The 16,979-nt window shown below is 40.7% G+C and carries 13 protein-coding genes; 10 read left to right on the top strand and 3 right to left on the bottom strand.

Annotation, left to right across the window (positions count from 1 at the left end; all coding sequences use genetic code 11):
• The first annotated feature begins 58 nt into the window (after positions 1-58).
• The 3 genes from EDC17_RS07345 (at position 59) to EDC17_RS07335 (ending at position 4,117) form a co-directional block, all read left to right on the top strand.
• Entirely contained in the window at positions 59-1,024 is a 966-nt protein-coding gene (locus tag EDC17_RS07345) for a sialidase family protein (protein ID WP_243646072.1), read from the top strand.
• The gene (locus tag EDC17_RS07340; RefSeq protein ID WP_243646071.1) at positions 1,008-2,798 is read left to right on the top strand and encodes an alpha-L-fucosidase; all 1,791 of its coding nucleotides are present in this window, start codon (positions 1,008-1,010) and stop codon (positions 2,796-2,798) included. The genes EDC17_RS07345 and EDC17_RS07340 overlap by 17 nt, the downstream gene beginning before the upstream one ends.
• A 164-nt stretch (positions 2,799-2,962) precedes the next feature.
• Entirely contained in the window at positions 2,963-4,117 is a 1,155-nt protein-coding gene (locus tag EDC17_RS07335) for an ROK family protein (RefSeq protein ID WP_132777446.1), read from the top strand.
• A 29-nt stretch (positions 4,118-4,146) separates the two neighbouring features.
• On the opposite strand, the gene EDC17_RS07330 is transcribed toward EDC17_RS07335, so the two are convergent.
• The 3 genes from EDC17_RS07330 to EDC17_RS07320 all read right to left on the bottom strand — a co-directional run bounded on the left by EDC17_RS07330 (position 4,147) and on the right by EDC17_RS07320 (position 7,667).
• Positions 4,147-4,815, bottom strand: a complete 669-nt coding sequence (locus EDC17_RS07330; protein WP_132777445.1) for a copper homeostasis protein CutC — start codon at positions 4,813-4,815, stop codon at positions 4,147-4,149.
• Positions 4,808-5,800 (bottom strand): isoaspartyl peptidase/L-asparaginase family protein, encoded by a 993-nt coding sequence (locus EDC17_RS07325; RefSeq protein WP_207895714.1) that lies wholly within the window; start codon positions 5,798-5,800, stop codon positions 4,808-4,810. The genes EDC17_RS07330 and EDC17_RS07325 overlap by 8 nt, the downstream gene beginning before the upstream one ends.
• A 91-nt stretch (positions 5,801-5,891) precedes the next feature.
• Positions 5,892-7,667, bottom strand: a complete 1,776-nt coding sequence (locus EDC17_RS07320) for an aminopeptidase P family protein (RefSeq protein WP_132777443.1) — start codon at positions 7,665-7,667, stop codon at positions 5,892-5,894.
• Positions 7,668-7,813: 146 nt separating this feature from the next.
• Here EDC17_RS07320 and dacB point away from each other — a divergent pair, with 146 nt between their 5' ends.
• The 7 genes from dacB to EDC17_RS07285 all read left to right on the top strand — a co-directional run bounded on the left by dacB (position 7,814) and on the right by EDC17_RS07285 (position 16,974).
• Positions 7,814-9,235, top strand: coding sequence for a D-alanyl-D-alanine carboxypeptidase/D-alanyl-D-alanine endopeptidase (gene dacB, locus EDC17_RS07315; protein WP_132777442.1), 1,422 nt, complete (start codon positions 7,814-7,816; stop codon positions 9,233-9,235).
• Positions 9,236-9,306: 71 nt separating this feature from the next.
• The gene (locus tag EDC17_RS07310) at positions 9,307-11,580 is read left to right on the top strand and encodes an NADP-dependent malic enzyme (RefSeq protein ID WP_132777441.1); all 2,274 of its coding nucleotides are present in this window, start codon (positions 9,307-9,309) and stop codon (positions 11,578-11,580) included.
• A 3-nt stretch (positions 11,581-11,583) separates the two neighbouring features.
• Positions 11,584-12,168, top strand: a complete 585-nt coding sequence (ruvA, locus tag EDC17_RS07305; protein WP_132777440.1) for a Holliday junction branch migration protein RuvA — start codon at positions 11,584-11,586, stop codon at positions 12,166-12,168.
• Between the two features lie 474 nt (positions 12,169-12,642).
• The gene (gene sov / locus EDC17_RS07300; RefSeq protein ID WP_132777439.1) at positions 12,643-15,069 is read left to right on the top strand and encodes a T9SS outer membrane translocon Sov/SprA; all 2,427 of its coding nucleotides are present in this window, start codon (positions 12,643-12,645) and stop codon (positions 15,067-15,069) included.
• A 65-nt stretch (positions 15,070-15,134) separates the two neighbouring features.
• A complete protein-coding gene (locus EDC17_RS07295; protein ID WP_132777438.1) occupies positions 15,135-15,590 on the top strand; it encodes a hypothetical protein in 456 nt (151 codons plus the stop codon).
• Between the two features lie 64 nt (positions 15,591-15,654).
• Entirely contained in the window at positions 15,655-16,125 is a 471-nt protein-coding gene (locus tag EDC17_RS07290; protein WP_132777437.1) for a GAF domain-containing protein, read from the top strand.
• Between the two features lie 135 nt (positions 16,126-16,260).
• Entirely contained in the window at positions 16,261-16,974 is a 714-nt protein-coding gene (locus EDC17_RS07285) for a hypothetical protein (protein ID WP_132777436.1), read from the top strand.
• Positions 16,975-16,979 lie beyond the last annotated feature (5 nt).

Genomic DNA, 16,979 nt, shown 5'->3' with positions numbered 1-16,979 from the left:
TGCATGCAAACTAACGATATTGATAACTCTATTTACGAGTTGCTCATCTTATAAGCCTATGATGATTGCAAAAGTGGACATCTTCGATAACGCGGATGTCCCTTTCAACCAATGTCATGCATCTAGTATTCACCAAATTGGTGATGACAAATTCTTGGCTACTTGGTTTGCTGGCACGCATGAATCAAATCCAGATGTTGCCATTTGGACAGCCGTATACCAAAACGAAAGATGGGGTACACCAGTAAAAGTCGCTGACGGAAATGTAGGTAACAAATTATTTCCCACTTGGAATCCAGTATTATATCAATATCCACAGTCCGACACATTGATTCTATTCTATAAAGTGGGCAAAAACCCTAGAGAATGGAAAGGCTACAAGAAATTATCAACCGATAGTGGTTTGACTTGGTCCAATCCCTTCGAATTAGAAGGCAATGCACTGGGACCGATCAAAAACAAACCATTGACATTGGAGGATGGTGTAATCATTTCTCCATCTAGTACTGAATCCCTAGACGAAATTTGGAAAGCTCATGTAGAGATTAGTAATGATCGCGGGAAAACCTGGATAAACTATCCTATTAACCATCAAGATACTATTGAAGTCATACAACCGAGTATATTGCAACACCCAAATGGAGATCTTCAAGTCCTTTGCCGTAGTAAGGAAAACATAGTAATGACTGCCTTTTCTAAAGATAAGGGAAAATCATGGCTACCTTGGCAAAAAACCAATTTACAAAACCCAAACTCTGCAACAGATGCCATTCGACTACAGAATGGGCTTTTCATAATTGTATATAATCCAGACATTGCGGGAAAAGATTGGTGGGAAGGGCGAACAAAATTACACATTGCGACTTCCAAAGATGGGATAAATTGGAAGGATCAACTAGTTCTGGAGAATGGAAATGAAGGTGACGAATATTCCTACCCAACTATTATACAAGACGACGACAGACGAATACACATTACTTACACCTGGAATCGTAAGACAATCAAACATGTCATTCTTAAATAAACATCGTATGAGACCATTGTTTACATCCTTTTTATCAATCCTTATATTAACCCTCCAATTGTCCTATGCTCAGACAGCTTCCCGCACGGATTGGTTTGAGGAGGCTCGATTTGGTATGTTTATACACTGGGGGCTATATTCTGCGGCTGAAGGAATTTGGAAAGGCGAAAATTTAAGATACCTCAACAATTATGCAGAATGGATCCGCTACCGCAACCGTATTTCCAAAGAAGAATATGGGGAATTGGCGCAACGATTTGATTGGCAACAAATACACCCAGAAGAATGGGTTATTCAAGCGAAAAAGGCAGGGATGAAATACCTCATTATGACTTCCAAGCATCACGACGGGGTAGCCATATGGGATACTAAAGTTGGGAATTATTCTTTACCGAAACTTTCTGGTTCGAATCGGGATGTCATTAAGGAGCTCGCCGAAGCATGTCGCAAACATGGCATGAAGCTCGGTTTTTACTATTCGCATTGGATCGATTGGGAACACCCTTACGCGTGGGATCACAACATTGAACTGACAAAAAGTGTCACACCGCAACAATTCAACACATATTGGCAAGAGAAAGCTATTCCCCAATTGCGGGAGCTGCTGACCAATTATGGTGATATCGCCATTATGTGGTTTGATATGTGGATACCTTATGAACAGACGATTTTCAAAAGAGAACAGCTCGAGCAAGCCGTACAGCTCATCCGCGAATTGCAACCCAATTGTCTCATCAACTCCAGACTGGGGTTACCGACAGATGCAGAATTTGTAGATTTCCAGACCTTAGGTGACAATGTCTTCGCGAATGAATACATTGCCCATCCTTGGGAGACACCTGGCACAATTGCACATTCTTGGGGCTATAGTGGCTATGAAAAAGAATGGAAATCTACTAGCCAAATATTTGAATCCCTTATTTCGAATGTCAGTCTTAATGGTGGACTGACCTTGAATATCGGGCCGCGCGCCAATGGTCAGATTCCCTACGAAAGCATTTCACGATTAAACGATATTGGACAATGGTTAAACAAGTATGGAGAAGCCGTGTATGGAGCAAAAGGAACTCCTTTGCGCGCCAGAAACTTTGATTGGGGATACCTCACTTCACACAACAACAATGTTTATGCTCACGTTTTCAATTGGCCTTTGGACAAAAAATTAAGAATTACTGGTGTTCGTTCAAAACCCAAAGCTATATATGCTTTGCAAGAGAAAAAATTAGTGAAATTGTCGTTTGAGCAAAAAGGTTCGATTATTCATGTCGACTTACCGCATACTGCCACGGATAACTTTGTCTCGTTAGTCAAACTTGAGTTTGATAAAATAATGGAATATGATTCGGAAGTTGTTGCAGAGTCTACCTTTGGCGGATTTTCCTTAAGCAGCAACAATCTATTGAATCCTAGCGAATACGAGATCCTTCGCTATGATGGAAAACGCCCAAGTCATATCATTTCTAAAGGACAAGAATTATCTTGGCAGATGGAATTCCCCGAAAAGGGATTGTATACGGTAGCGGTTTCGGCACATAATCCGACAAATAAAGATTTGCGTATTAGCATTAAGATCGGCAACCAATCAATTAACGGCTTGCTAAAACCCAATGGTCTGATGGTCGTAGAACCCAATGAAAACAATTACACGGAGGAATTCACCGACATACACATGGGTCAAATCGACATTAACTCCGCATCCAAACTAAAGGTAAGCTTCAGATCGTCTAATGAGCAACCACTCTGGCTTAACAGAATATGGATCAAGAAAATATAATAGTATAAATAGAAGAAAACACACTTATTGAACGTACTCGATTGGTATTTAACTCCATAAAAAGCAAGGTGTTAAATTTTGCGAAAGCACCAATATTGTACATCCATAATATGTATTATTTACTATTATAATTTATACATTTACTGTAGTAAAGAAGCTAAACTATGAATCTAAATACCCGTATCTTGAAAAGCCTGTTTTTTTTGGGAACAACTGCTATAGGCGAACTGAGCAATGCGGTCGGAAAGAGCGTGCCCATCACAACCAAGGGAGTTAAGGATTTGGTAAAAAAAGGTCTTGTGCTCAACCTTGGTCTGTCAGATTCAACCGGAGGCCGCAAAGCCTATCTTTACACTGCCGATAAAGACAAAATGGGCCATATTATTGCCGTGGCAATCGAACGCAAGAAAACACAAATAGACGTATTTAATATAGACAAAGAAAAAGTCATTGATACGATACAAATACATATTTCAATCAGTCAACCTGAAGAACTTCGAAGCACGTTAGTCGAGAAACTACAGGACATAAAAAACAGCAAGGAAGATCAATCCTATATGGGCATTGGTATTATTTCGCCGGGCTTTGTCGATGCGCAGAAGAGGATCAACACCTCATACGCTGCTGATTCCCCCCTGTATAATATTTCCTCTTATATAGAAGAAAAGTTGGACATCCCGACCTTTATCGAAAATGATTCTACGGCGATCGCCTTAGTAGAAAAGTACTTCGGAAATGCCAAAGGCGCGAATCCTACACTGGTCATCAACCTCACCTGGGGAGTAGGACTTGGCATCCTTATTAACAACAGTATTTTTAAAGGATTTAAAGGTTTTGCGGGCGAATTCAGCCACATACCTTTGGCAGACAACGACACGCAATGCTTATGCGGAAAAAAAGGATGTTTGGAAGTAGAGGCATCGCTTCAGACCGCTATAACCTATATCGAAGACAAGATAGCTGCCCGTGTAAACTCTATTTTGACAGGAATCAACGAAATTACCTTTGAACAACTCGTGCATGCTTATAATGTTGGGGATGCACTGACGATAGAAGCAATCAAGAAAATTGGTCATATGCTGGGCAAAGGAATTGCCACGCTCATTCATATATTAAATCCAGAGAAGATTATTTTAGCGGGAAAAGGAATTGTATTCGGTGATATTATTCTGGAAGAAGTACAGTCCTCTATTCACCTCTATTGTATCCCAAGATTATCAGACCAAACACAAATAGAAGTATCGGCCTTGGACAATGTGCTAACCCTTGCGGCAGCAAGCATTGTAGTCGAACAGATTCCGAAAATTAATTTCTCTTAAAAAGAAGCAAAGCCGTAAAGTTTTGCTTCTTATATTAACGCTGATTTCAATCGTTGTACTTCCTCGCCTACCGCAGTATCACTACCATCGGTAATCGCCGATGAATGGTAATAACGAGCACCTGTCTCTTTCAATATCGTGCCAATATTCGTAGACCGTAGCCCTCCACCTGGCATAATCGTAATTCTTTCTCCAGCCAATTTCACCAGTTCACGCAGGTTTTTCATCCCCGCATCTACATTACTTTCACATCCTGATGTCAGTATGGTAGAGAATCTGCAATTGACAACATCCTCTAATGCGGAATTGTAATCAGTCACATCATCGAAGGCGCGATGGAATGTACAAGGTAGCGGCGAGGCCAAATCCACAAGAATTTTATTCTGATCCAGATTCACTGTATCATCTGGATTCAAAATTCCAAATACAAAACCGTCGATACCTAAGGTTTTGAAGTGAATAATATCGGATTTCATCTGTTCGAACTCTTCCCCACTATAGACAAAGTTTCCTCCGCGAGGCCGTATCATAACATTTAATAGAATTTGCAAATCACTACGTACCGCTAGAATATCGGCAACACTAGGGGTCGTCCCCCCAACCTCCATTCCTGCGCATAATTCTACTCGATCCGCACCAAATTCTTGCGCTATCCGCGCGGATTGGGTATTGAAACAAGCTATCTCTAAATTAGCCATTAGCCTTTAAATATGATTTACCAGTGATCAATTCATTTCCTTTGGAGTCGTATTTTGCATAATTGAACCCACCGTGAATACAATATGCACCGTACTCCCCTTTTTTATTCAACGCGATAAAGCCGACTTGAATATTATCCAGCGTTTTACCTCTATTTTTTGTGAACTTAACGATTCTTTTTACAGCTTGCTCACAGGCCTGCTGCGGACTATTGCCTTGTCGCATCAGCTCCACCACAAGATGACTGCCTACCGTGCGGATGACCTCTTCGCCATGTCCAGTAGCTGTTGCAGCCCCTATTTCGTTGTCTACATACAATCCCGAACCAATAATTGGTGAATCTCCAACCCGACCATGCATCTTAAATGCCATCCCGCTTGTCGTACACGCTCCCGAAAGATTGCCGTTAGCATCCAAAGCGATCATACCTATGGTATCATGGTTTTCGATATTCACTACGGGTTCGTATTTGGCCGTCTTCAACCATTCGCGCCATTCTTTTTCCGAATCTTCGGTCAGCAAGTTTTCTTCTGGAAAACCTTGCTCCTTTGCAAATTGCAAGGCCCCTTCGCCCACCAGCATGACATGTGGGGTTTTCTCCATGACGGCGCGTGCTACTGAAATCGGATGTTTGATATTTTGTAAAGCTGCCACGGATCCAATTCCCGCAAATTCGTCCATAATACAAGCATCCAAGGTGACTTTGCCATCGCGATCGGGACGACCACCATAGCCCACACTTCGCTCGGATGGGTCAGCTTCCGTAAGGCGAACACCTTGCTCCACCGCATCCAAAGCGCGGCCACCAGCAGACAACACCTTCCATGCTTCTTCATTCGCCCTCAGACCAAAATCCCATGTCGATAATACAATGGGTTTATTGATTTTGCTGAATGACAACTTTGCTGCAAACAGACTTGGAGAAAGACCTATTCCCAATGACGTTAAGCCAATATGTTTAATAAAATTTCTTCGTGTATTCATGATTTACTACTGTAGATATAGCAGCTTAAATATATCATTATTTATGGATTAAACATAGAAAAAGCTACCCTTAAGGATAGCTTTTCTTTATTTAAATAGCTTTGGTTTTGTTTGCTAACCAACTTGCCTCTGCCGTACTTAATTTCGGGGACAACTGATCAAACACCCATTGATTATAATTATTCAGCCAATCAATATGAACTTGATCCAACAGTTCCTTATTTACCAAATCCGTATCGATATAACATATAGTCAGCGTCTCAAAATGCATGAAATCTCCAAAAATACTGTTGTCGTATTTGGTAGCCAATACTAAATTCTCTATGCGTATCCCATGTTTGCCTTCACGGTATAAGCCCGGTTCGATAGACGTAATCATACCCTCTTCGATGGCAACATCCACATTCGTAGGGTTGAAAACATGTGGCCCTTCGTGCACATTCAAGAAAAAGCCGATTCCATGACCTGTGCCATGACCGTAATTACGTAATGTGGCCCACATCGGTCTTCGAGTGATAGCATCTATTTGATATCCCTTAGAGCCCATTGGAAATATGGCCTGACTACCCTCGATAGTCCCTTTTAACACCATCGTGTAATCATCCTTTTCTTCCTGAGTAATATTTCCGAGAGACACTACACGGGTAATATCTGTCGTACCAGTTTTGTATTGACCGCCTGAATCCACAAGAAGCAAACCTTCCTGTTTCAAGGTATAATTGCTTTGCGGGGTAGCATGATAATGTGGTAGTGCACCATGATCCAAGTATCCAGCGATGGTGTTAAAACTCACATCCACAAAACCCGGTTGCTCGGCTCTGAAGCCTGCAAGCTTGTCCGCTATGGACATCTCCGACAATTCCTCTTGACCGAGTGCTTCTTCCAACCATTTGAAAAATTTGGTCATGGCCACACCATCCTGCACCATAGTATGACGGATATGCGCGATTTCCACTTCATTTTTGATCGCTTTCAGCGAAGTCGAAGGATTAATTTTTTCAATAATTTGGACAGATTTAGGGATACTGTCATATACTGCAAAACAAGTACGCTTAGGATCTAGTAATATAGATTTAGTGTTGATATTTTTTACATAATTGAACGCGTCTTCGTAGTCCGCAATTTCAACACCTTTTGCATTCAATTGGGATACAGCTTCTGCGGATAACTTACCTTCTTTGATAAAAAGAATAGCTTGCTCTGTCGAAACATACACAAAAGACAACACAACAGGATTGCAAGGCACATCTTGGCCGCGAATATTCAATAACCAAGCTACATCATCCAATGATGAAATAAAATGACTCTCTGCACGGCTTTTAGCTAAAATAGCACGTACGGCAGCCAATTTGGATTCCGTAGATTGACCTGTTGTAGATTCATCCAATAAGAAAGCATCCACTTGTGGAAGCGGAGGTCTGTCATTCCAAATCGCCGAAAGTAAATCTACATGACCATCCACCTGAATATTTAACGGCAAAAGGGCACACTTCACCGTCTGCGCCACTAATAATGAAGCTAGATTACCGTCAAAAGCCACTCGCGCACCTTCCGACAATGTTTCGCCTAGCCAGTCCGCATATTCTGCTGCACCTTGAATTTTTAATTTTACCAACTCAAAGCCTGTCCCTGCTAGCTGCTCGTTCGCTTGTACGAAATAACGACCATCAGTCCAAAGGCCTGCAAAGTCTTGGGTAATCACCAAGGTGCCTGCGGAACCTGTGAATCCAGAAACCCATTCGATACATTTATAGCGCTCTGGAAGATATTCACTAATATGTGGATCAGAAGAAGGAATGATATATGCATCAATTCCTTGGCTACGCATAGCCGCTCTTATCTGTGTTAATCTCTCTAAGTGTGACATACTCTATTTGTAATTAATAGTGCAAGTTAAACATTTATAAATCCAAATTTGTATTTCAACCCTGTTTATGAGTAGCTTTTTTACAAAAACTGTACATCCCAAGCTATTTTTGGAAAGTGTATATTTGTGCATATACATTATTTAATATGAAAATACTTTCAATACTATTAGCTGGAAGCCTAACACTTGCCGCAACAAGTGACTTAGTTGCTCAAAATATAAAGCAGAAGTTGGATCAAAGTTATTCCACTTTTGCAAATCACAATTCATTAAGCAATGGCTTAGCCACTATGCATGTAATAAACAGTGAAACTGGAGAAGTTGTATTGGAGAAAAATGCAAATGTAGGCTTACCTACCGCTTCTACTCTCAAAGTGATAACTTCGATTACGGCATTGGACATATTGGGTAAAGACTTCACATACAAGACCAAATTATTCTATGCCGGTCAGATCGATTCTACGGGTATTTTGCATGGTGATATTATCATTCATGGAGAAGGAGATCCAACCTTAGGGAGTTCGCGCTATACAGATACCAAAGAAGAAGTCCTATTAGCGAAATGGAAAAACGCTATTCTTCATGCCGGCATTAAATCTGTTCAGGGACGAATTATCGCGGACGACAGCATGTATGGCGGGATAGATGTTCCAGGCGGCTGGATATGGACCGATATGGGTAACTATTATGGAGCGGGTATCTCCTCTTTAAACTGGCGTGAAAATAGCGCCGGACTCAATTTTCAACCCGGTACAATAAATTCGTCTGCACCGATTGCTAACACAACATCTGATTTATCCTACCTAAAGATCATTAATCAGGTAAAAGTAGGTCGAAAAGGTTCAGGAGATAACGTGTATGGATATTCTGCTCCATATAGCGAAAAGATTGTTGTACGTGGCACCTACGGCCAGGACTTGAATAAAACGATTGAAATATCTCTACCCGATCCAGCCTATGATTTGGCGTTTAATCTAGCCAAAACGCTAGCTACGGACAGTATTAACATTGCTGAAGGTATTACGACGGGTCAGCGCCTCATCGAAGAAGGATTAACAGTGCCCAATCAAGGTGTGGATCTGGACACGCATACTTCGCCACCCCTACACGAAATTGTGTATTGGTTCAATAGACGAAGTATAAACTTGTACGGAGAAGCTTTGTTGAGAAGTATTGCCTATCGAAGTGGTGGAAAAACAAGCACAAGCGAAGGTGCACAGTATGTAAAAAAATATTGGGAAGAGCGATTAAATATAAAAAGTAGTGAGTTAGATATTGTAGATGGTTCAGGCCTATCACCACAAAACAACATCACCAGCAAAGCTATGAACCGGATTATGCATTATGCTATTCAAAGACCATGGTTCACCGAATTCAATAACAGCTTACCGATTTACAACGACATGAGCATGAAAAGCGGCACAATCAATGGAACGTTAGGGTATACAGGATATCATACGGCCAAGGATGGAAAAAAATACACCTTCACACTTTTGGTATACAACTATAATGGAGGTGCTTCACAGATGCGTCAGCGTATGTTTACCTTATTAAATTCATTAAAATAATAGCAAATTTTTCGTCCTTATTACAATATAATAATACTTTTGTAGACTAAGTAGATTCAGAAAAGACAAATATGAGCAATATTAATAGAAAAAAGGATGCCCTAAATTATCATGCAATGGGACGTCCTGGGAAAATTGCAGTTGTTCCTACAAAACCTTATAACTCGCAAAGAGACTTATCATTAGCGTACTCTCCAGGTGTGGCAGAGCCTTGTTTGGCTATTGCCAACAACCCTGAAGATGCGTATAAATATACGACAAAAGGCAATCTAGTAGCCGTAATCAGTAATGGAACTGCAGTATTAGGTTTGGGTGATATTGGCGCCCAAGCGGGTAAGCCGGTAATGGAAGGAAAAGGCTTATTATTCAAGATTTTTGCCGACATAGATGTATTTGACATAGAACTAGATACCAAAGATGTAGACGAATTTGTGAGAATCGTCAAAGCTATGGAGCCTACTTTTGGAGGTATTAACCTAGAAGATATCAAAGCGCCGGAGTGTTTCGAAATCGAAAGACGCCTAAAAGCGGAGATGAATATTCCTGTGATGCATGATGATCAACACGGTACGGCAATTATTTCCGGAGCCGCTTTGATCAATGCCTGTGAACTGCAAGAAAAAAACATTGCGGATGTCAAAATTGTGGTGAATGGTGCTGGTGCTGCCGCAATCTCTTGTACAGCGATGTATGTTGCTGTAGGTGCAAAAAAAGAAAATATCGTCATGTTGGATAGTAAAGGGGTGATTCGTGCAGACCGCGAAAACCTGGATCCAACAAAAGCGGAGTGGGCTACAAACCGTGATATACATACATTGGAAGATGCGGTGAATGGTGCAGACGTATTCATTGGACTATCTGCAGCAGATGTGCTTACAGCCGATATGTTAAAAACGATGGCTGCAAAACCTATCGTATTGGCTATGGCAAACCCTAACCCAGAAATTGCTTACGACTTGGCTATCGCTACTCGTGATGATATTATTATGGGAACAGGACGCTCGGATTTCCCGAATCAAGTAAATAACGTATTAGGATTCCCTTACATATTCCGCGGTGCTCTCGATGTGCGCGCGACAGCTATTAACGAAGCCATGAAAATCGCGGCTGTTCACGCTATCGCACGACTAGCTAAAGAACCAGTACCGGAGGAAGTTAACCAAGCATACAACACAAGCAATCTTCGCTTTGGAACAGACTATGTTATTCCTAAACCGACAGACCCTCGCTTGATTACAGAAGTTTCAATCGCCGTAGCTAAAGCTGCTATTGAATCTGGTGTAGCACGCAAAACAATTGAGAATTGGGATCTTTACAAAGAGGAGTTGCGCAAAAGATTAGGTAAAGATGATGGCATTATGCGCCATCTTTCTGCCGTTGCAAAAAACAACCCAAAACGGGTGGTATTTGCTGAAGCGGACAACTATAAAACATTGCGTGCAGCGCAAATCGTCAAAGAAGAAGGAATTGCTATTCCAATTTTATTGGGTAATAAAAACAAAATCAGCAATCTAATTGATGAATATGCGTTCGAATTAAATGATGTAACTATCATTGATCCGCGCGAAGAATCAGAAACAGCACGATTCAACGAGTATGTAGAGAATCTATATAAGAAACGTCAACGCCGTGGTTTGTCAAAATTCGACGCTAAACAACTCATTACCAACAGAAACTACTACGCTGCCAGCATGGTAGAATTTGGGGATGCCGATACGCTAATCTCAGGATTGACCCGCAATTATGCGTCTACAATCAAGCCTGCATTGCAAGTGATTGGTGCTAAACCGGGAAGCCGTATAGCAGGTATGTATATGATGTTGACTGAAAAAGGTCCGTTATTCTTTGGAGATACAACGGTAAATGTGGACCCTACAGCAGAAGAGCTAGCGGATATCACTGTATTAATAGAAAAAACAGTGCGTGGCTTTAATGTAAAACCTCGCGTCGCTTTATTATCGTACTCCAACTTTGGTGCAAATGATGGTCCTACGTCCATTAAAACACGTGAAGCAGTGCGCATTTTACACAAAAATCATCCAGACATGATTGTGGATGGTGAATTGCAAGCCAACTTTGCATTGAATAGCGACTTATTGAAATCCAATTTCCCTTTTAGCACGCTAAATGGTGAAGCTGCCAATACGTTGATTTTTCCAAATTTGGAATCTGGGAATATTGCTTACAAAATGTTGCAAGAAGTGGGTAATGCGGAAGCGGTTGGACCTATTCTTTTGGGGATGAATAAACCGGTACACGTATTACAATTGGATAGCTCTGTACGTGAAATAGTAAATATGGTCACGATTGCGGTAGTAGATGCACAATCTCACGATAAACGATAAAAAATGTACGATTACTTCAACGGCAAATTAGTATTCAAAGCCCCTACTCATGTCATTCTTGAGGTGGGCGGGATTGGATATCACATCCATATTTCGTTGACAACTTACTCGCTGATCAAAGATCAGGAAAACTGCAAATTGTATGTCTCCTTTCAGGTCAGAGAAGATGCGCATGCGCTATATGGTTTTGCGACTGAAGGCGAACGTCATTTATTCAACCACTTGATTTCAGTATCGGGCATCGGGCCGAATACAGGCCGAATGATGCTCTCCTCAAGTACACCCGAGGAGATACAATCCGCGATTGTAAATGGTCAGGTCGCTTTGATTCAAAAAATCAAAGGCATTGGTCCCAAAACAGCACAGCGGGTGATTTTAGAACTTCAGGATAAACTGAAAAAGCAAGGTGATGATGCTTTATTGCCATTACCGATAGCTAGACAATCGGTTCCTGACGAAGCACTATCGGCATTGGTGATGTTAGGCTTTGCCAAAAACCAAGTCGAGAAAGTACTCTCTTCCATCGTACAGACGGACGAGTCACTGACAGTCGAACAAATGATCAAGCTGGCCTTGAAAAAATTATAAAACACACGGGGATGCCAAATAGGCATCCCTTTTTTAATGAACAGTCTCTCCGACATCTTTTGCGCTTCCTGTGCAAATAGTGAATCCAGCACTTTGTATTTCCTAAAAGAAATCGTATACTTATAAGTGTATTAACCAATTATATTCGACGGTACCTTGTGGCGTTAACCTTGAAGAATCTACGGTTCTTGAGCCTATTTGTGATTTTTATCTTGCCATGCTGTGTGAGCAAGGCCCAATCATTTATTTCTTTAGGTGATACTTTACGATATTCATGGTTTCAGCATCGCATTTTAAAAAATAAGTACTCTTTTCCCCTTGCGTACGATTCGACGCGTTTTGCTACAGCATATAGCTATCACCCGCAAAGCAAATTATTTCAAATTTATCCACAGAGATCGAACGGTATTTTTAGCACTTAATACTTAAATCGCGAGCAGTTCAGCACTTATACATCCCATGTGACTAAGAAAAATAATTGGCAGACCAATAACAATACGACTACTACTCCTGCGCCCTTATCGAATCAACTTTTACAACCTATCCATCATTCGTAGTCCCACTTTTGAGCGCATATTTGGAGGAAATGCAATTGATCTCGTACCCAAAGGAAATGTAGATATAGCCGTAATGGCTCAACGTAGCAGCAGCGAAAATCCGCACCTCAGGGAGCGGCATCGTAAGCTATGGGGCTTAGATTTTGAGCAAAATTTCAACCTCAATTTGGTTGGAAAAATAGGTGAATGTGGACAGGTGACCGCTAACTTCAGCTCCGAAGGAGAATTTGATTTCGAGAATCAAATCAAATTTGACTACCTCGGCAAACCCGATGACATCTTACAAAGGTTGGAAATTGGCAATGTAAATTTCACCACACGTTCCCAATTGCTGGGAGGCACAGAAGGCTTATTTGGAATCAAAACGCAACTCCACGTTGGAAAACTAAACTTTACGGGCGTACTATCACAAAAGCGTGCCGACAAACAGGAAATCATCATTACCAAGGGGAAATCCCAACAGCAAATCAATATTTCGCTGAGCGATTATGAAGCAAATCAACATTATTTTCTCGCGCAATATTTTCGGGATCATTATAACAAAAGTTTAGAAAATGCACTTTTTATAAAATCTCCCATACAAATTACTACAATTGAAATATGGGTAACCAATAGAAATAACCGCAGCGAAGGTGCACGGGATATTCTAGCTCTGTTGGATTTGGCAGAACATACTCCTTACAATTCGTCCATTGTGAGTCAACCCGGCGCCGTACTGCCAAATACCTCTTTACCTTCAGCATCCAATAATCTGTTGGACCTTCTCGCAGAAAATGGTCGCGATCCGAATAGCGGATTTGTCAATTCTTTTTTCAGTACCAGTGATGGCACCGACAATTATGTCAAATTAAGCGCAGCACAGAAGCTAATAGAAGGTCAAGACTTTCGTGTACACCGAAAATTAGGCTACATATCCTTAAACTTTCCCCTCATTGAGGATCAAGTCTTAGCAGTTGCCTATCGTTATACGGCCAACGGCAAAGATTATCAGGTCGGCGAATTGTCGACGGATCTTCCTTTTGATGCCTCAAATCCTAAATTTCTATATACAAAACTCCTCAAAAATGAAACGCTCAACACCAGGCTACCTACGTGGAAGTTAATGATGAAAAATATTTATGCATTAGGTAGCAATCACCTCCGCGAGCAGGATATGAGTATACAGATCGTAAGAACAGACACTAAAAATGCCACAGAGAATCCGCTAATCCTCGAAGGAACAAACACAGCAAACAGATCTTGGCTTGAACTTACGGGATTAGATCGATTGGCACAAAACAACTCCATGGGTCCGGATGGTTTTTTCGATTTTATAGACGGCATCACCATTGATAATACAGCAGGAAAGTTAATATTTCCACACACCGAGCCCTTGGGTATAGACTTGCAAAATCAGTTCAGCGAGCCAGAGCTAGCAGAGAATTATACTTTTCCCGAATTATATACCCTTACTCAAGCCGAAGCCAAATATAACTATAGCCACAAAGACCGCTATTTCATTCGGGGGACTGTACAATCCAATCATACTACAGAACATCAGTTAGGAGTTTTTAATCTACAGCCCAATAGGGTAAAGGTTTATGCCGGCGCTTTATTGCTGCAAGAAAATACAGATTACAGCATAGAATATGAATCCGGCACCCTTAGAATTATAAACCCGGCGTATCTTTTATATAACAATACGCTCCGTGTGCAAATTGACGATAATGCAATTTTTGGTGCTCAACAAAAGACTTTTATAGGTGGAAGATTGGATTATATCCCTAATAAGAATTTAATGATTGGAGCGACATTCATGAAAATGAATGAGCGACCATTTTCGGAAAAAGTGTATGTCGGCGCAGAATCTATTTCCAATACCATGCTGGGTGCGGACATAAATTATTCCACATCCACGCCATGGCTCACACGCTTGCTGGACAAGTTGCCATTCCTCAAAACCAATGAAGAGTCTACAATAAGTTTCTATGGTAAACTCGCACATGCTCGATACGGATACACCAAAACACTGAATGCAGAAAATGATGAAGCAGGTGTAGCTTATCTCGATGATTTTGAAAATAATTTTAGCTTTATTACCATCAACAATGCTCAGGGTTGGCAGATCGCGCCTACACCGCAACTTTTCCCCGAGCACGCTTTATTCAACGACTTGACCTACGTATATAACCGCGCGCATATGGCCCTTTACATTATCGATCCGATATTTTACCAATTATCCAGTCTCAATCCCTATGTCAACAGCAAATTCCTATTAGACCATCGTACGCGGCGTGGGTCTATAATATTGTTAACTATCATTCGAATCCACTTTTCCAGAGAGAAGAAAATTTTCCATTCGTAAGAGATATAAACAACAATTTTATACCCCAACATCAATATACCCAAATCACCCTAACTGATCGATTCTTGCCATTGATAGGTCTTGATTTTAGATTTGCCAACAATTTCAGCCTGTCTTCCGAATTCAGAAAAAGTCGGGATGTCAGTTTAAGCTTAGAAAACAGCCAATTGTCCACCCTCGAAGAAAAGTCCTATATCGCCGGAATAGGCTATCGTAAACTCAATGCCCGTTTGCCTTTCCAGATTTTCGCTGATCGCAATTGGAAAAATGACATGAATTTCCGGATGGATTTTGCATTGAACGATCGCCGCATCGGGATGTACCGCACCGGAGTAAGTTATGAAGAGATCACAGGCGGTAATAAAAGCCTAACTTTCAACCCTTCTTTGGATTATACCATTAATCGTTTATTTAACATTCGTCTATTTTATAATAGCAATGCCATCCGTCCATATACATCGCAGACATTTGCAACTTCTTACACCTATTTTGGATTCAATTTGAGAATATTATTTCAATAAAATTGTAGAATTTTTATAGTAGGTAACTGTTCATCATGTATCTTTGGATTCTTACAAATACACTATGGCAGAGGACTTAAAAATCATCGCGGGAGACAGAGAAGAGCAATACAAAAGCCTCGTCCCTCAAATTAAAGCATTACTTACAGGAGAAGAAGATCTAATTGCGAATCTGGCTAATATTAGTGCCGCACTAAAAGAGCAATTCAACTTCTTTTGGGTGGGTTTTTATCTGGTCAAAGATAACGAATTAGTGCTGGGTCCATTCCAAGGCCCCGTGGCTTGTACAAGAATAGCTTACAAAAGAGGTGTATGCGGGACAGCATGGGCTAAAGAAGAAACATTAATAGTACCGAATGTGGACGAATTTCCGGGACATATCGCTTGTAGCTCTCAATCCAAGTCCGAAATTGTATTGCCGCTGTACATTAACAATAAGATAGCAGGAGTATTGGATGTGGATAGCGAATTGTTAGATAATTTTAGTGAAATAGATAAGAAATATCTGGAGGAAATATTAAATTTATTAAATTAGTATATCTAATAAACCTATAAACATTTCCTATTTATGAGAAGCGTGCACCGAATTGCGTTTCAAAACTTATTATTTATTACAATTAATTTTCTATGGATTATTCTGATAGATAATAACAAAATATATGGGAGCACAATGTATGAGATTTTTGACAAACATTGGTCTTATCTGACTCCTCATGTCTTCACATTTAACATCTGGAAAGTTATCTCTCTGCTATTGGTGCTTACCGCCATTATGTATTGTATTATTCTGCAGCGGGAGGAAGAGGAAAATAGCCTCCTAGCCGAACAACTGGATCGGTCGGGCAATTGGATGCTTATCAATCAATTATTTTTGGGGCTGAGCATGGTACTCAAGTTGAATGAACACCTGACACTTGCATTCATATGTTCGCTGGCCACATATTACACGTTGAATAAATTGAATTATATGTTTAAAATACGGGAGAGTCACAATCCTGCTTTTATACATATACTCACCCGCACCTCACTTGGCATATACAGTGGATGGTTTATTTATATTCTTGGATATAATGGAATTCCGCTGATAAACATACTTCTAGGAATAGAACCCACGCATGCTATAACATTCTATGCTTCCATTTTATACCTGATTTTAAGTTTTGGCTATATAATGTATAAGTCTATATTGTGTCGACTTCCTGCGGTACTAATAGGCTATACGATCGGAGTCCTTGGCGCTTATTATTACAACCTCAGTCATGTACTTGACCGGCCGTACACTGTATACATGCATTATACGCTTTTAGTCATTTTAACTGTTGCAACAGCTACAATCATCTATCTCCTCATTCAAAAAGGAAAAGATCTCTTTCTTGCAGATTAATACAA

The sequence above is a fragment of the Sphingobacterium alimentarium genome (assembly GCF_004342685.1).
In the GTDB taxonomy this organism is placed as follows: Bacteria; Bacteroidota; Bacteroidia; order Sphingobacteriales; family Sphingobacteriaceae; genus Sphingobacterium; species Sphingobacterium alimentarium.
Note: the sequence above shows the minus strand (reverse complement) of the source record. Positions and strands in the feature narration are given on the sequence as shown.

Bases quoted from the DNA above. Each gene is read 5' to 3' on its own strand.
- EDC17_RS07325 (WP_207895714.1), bottom strand. From the start codon at position 5,800: ATGAATACACGAAGAAATTTTATTAAACATATTGGCTTAACGTCATTG.
- EDC17_RS07320 (WP_132777443.1), bottom strand. From the start codon at position 7,667: ATGTCACACTTAGAGAGATTAACACAGATAAGAGCGGCTATGCGTAGC.
- ruvA (WP_132777440.1), top strand. From the start codon at position 11,584: ATGTACGATTACTTCAACGGCAAATTAGTATTCAAAGCCCCTACTCAT.
- EDC17_RS07290 (WP_132777437.1), top strand. From the start codon at position 15,655: ATGGCAGAGGACTTAAAAATCATCGCGGGAGACAGAGAAGAGCAATAC.
- EDC17_RS07345 (WP_243646072.1), top strand. From the start codon at position 59: ATGATGATTGCAAAAGTGGACATCTTCGATAACGCGGATGTCCCTTTC.
- EDC17_RS07335 (WP_132777446.1), top strand. From the start codon at position 2,963: ATGAATCTAAATACCCGTATCTTGAAAAGCCTGTTTTTTTTGGGAACA.
- dacB (WP_132777442.1), top strand. From the start codon at position 7,814: ATGAAAATACTTTCAATACTATTAGCTGGAAGCCTAACACTTGCCGCA.
- EDC17_RS07330 (WP_132777445.1), bottom strand. From the start codon at position 4,815: ATGGCTAATTTAGAGATAGCTTGTTTCAATACCCAATCCGCGCGGATA.
- EDC17_RS07285 (WP_132777436.1), top strand. From the start codon at position 16,261: ATGTATGAGATTTTTGACAAACATTGGTCTTATCTGACTCCTCATGTC.
- EDC17_RS07310 (WP_132777441.1), top strand. From the start codon at position 9,307: ATGAGCAATATTAATAGAAAAAAGGATGCCCTAAATTATCATGCAATG.
- EDC17_RS07340 (WP_243646071.1), top strand. From the start codon at position 1,008: ATGTCATTCTTAAATAAACATCGTATGAGACCATTGTTTACATCCTTT.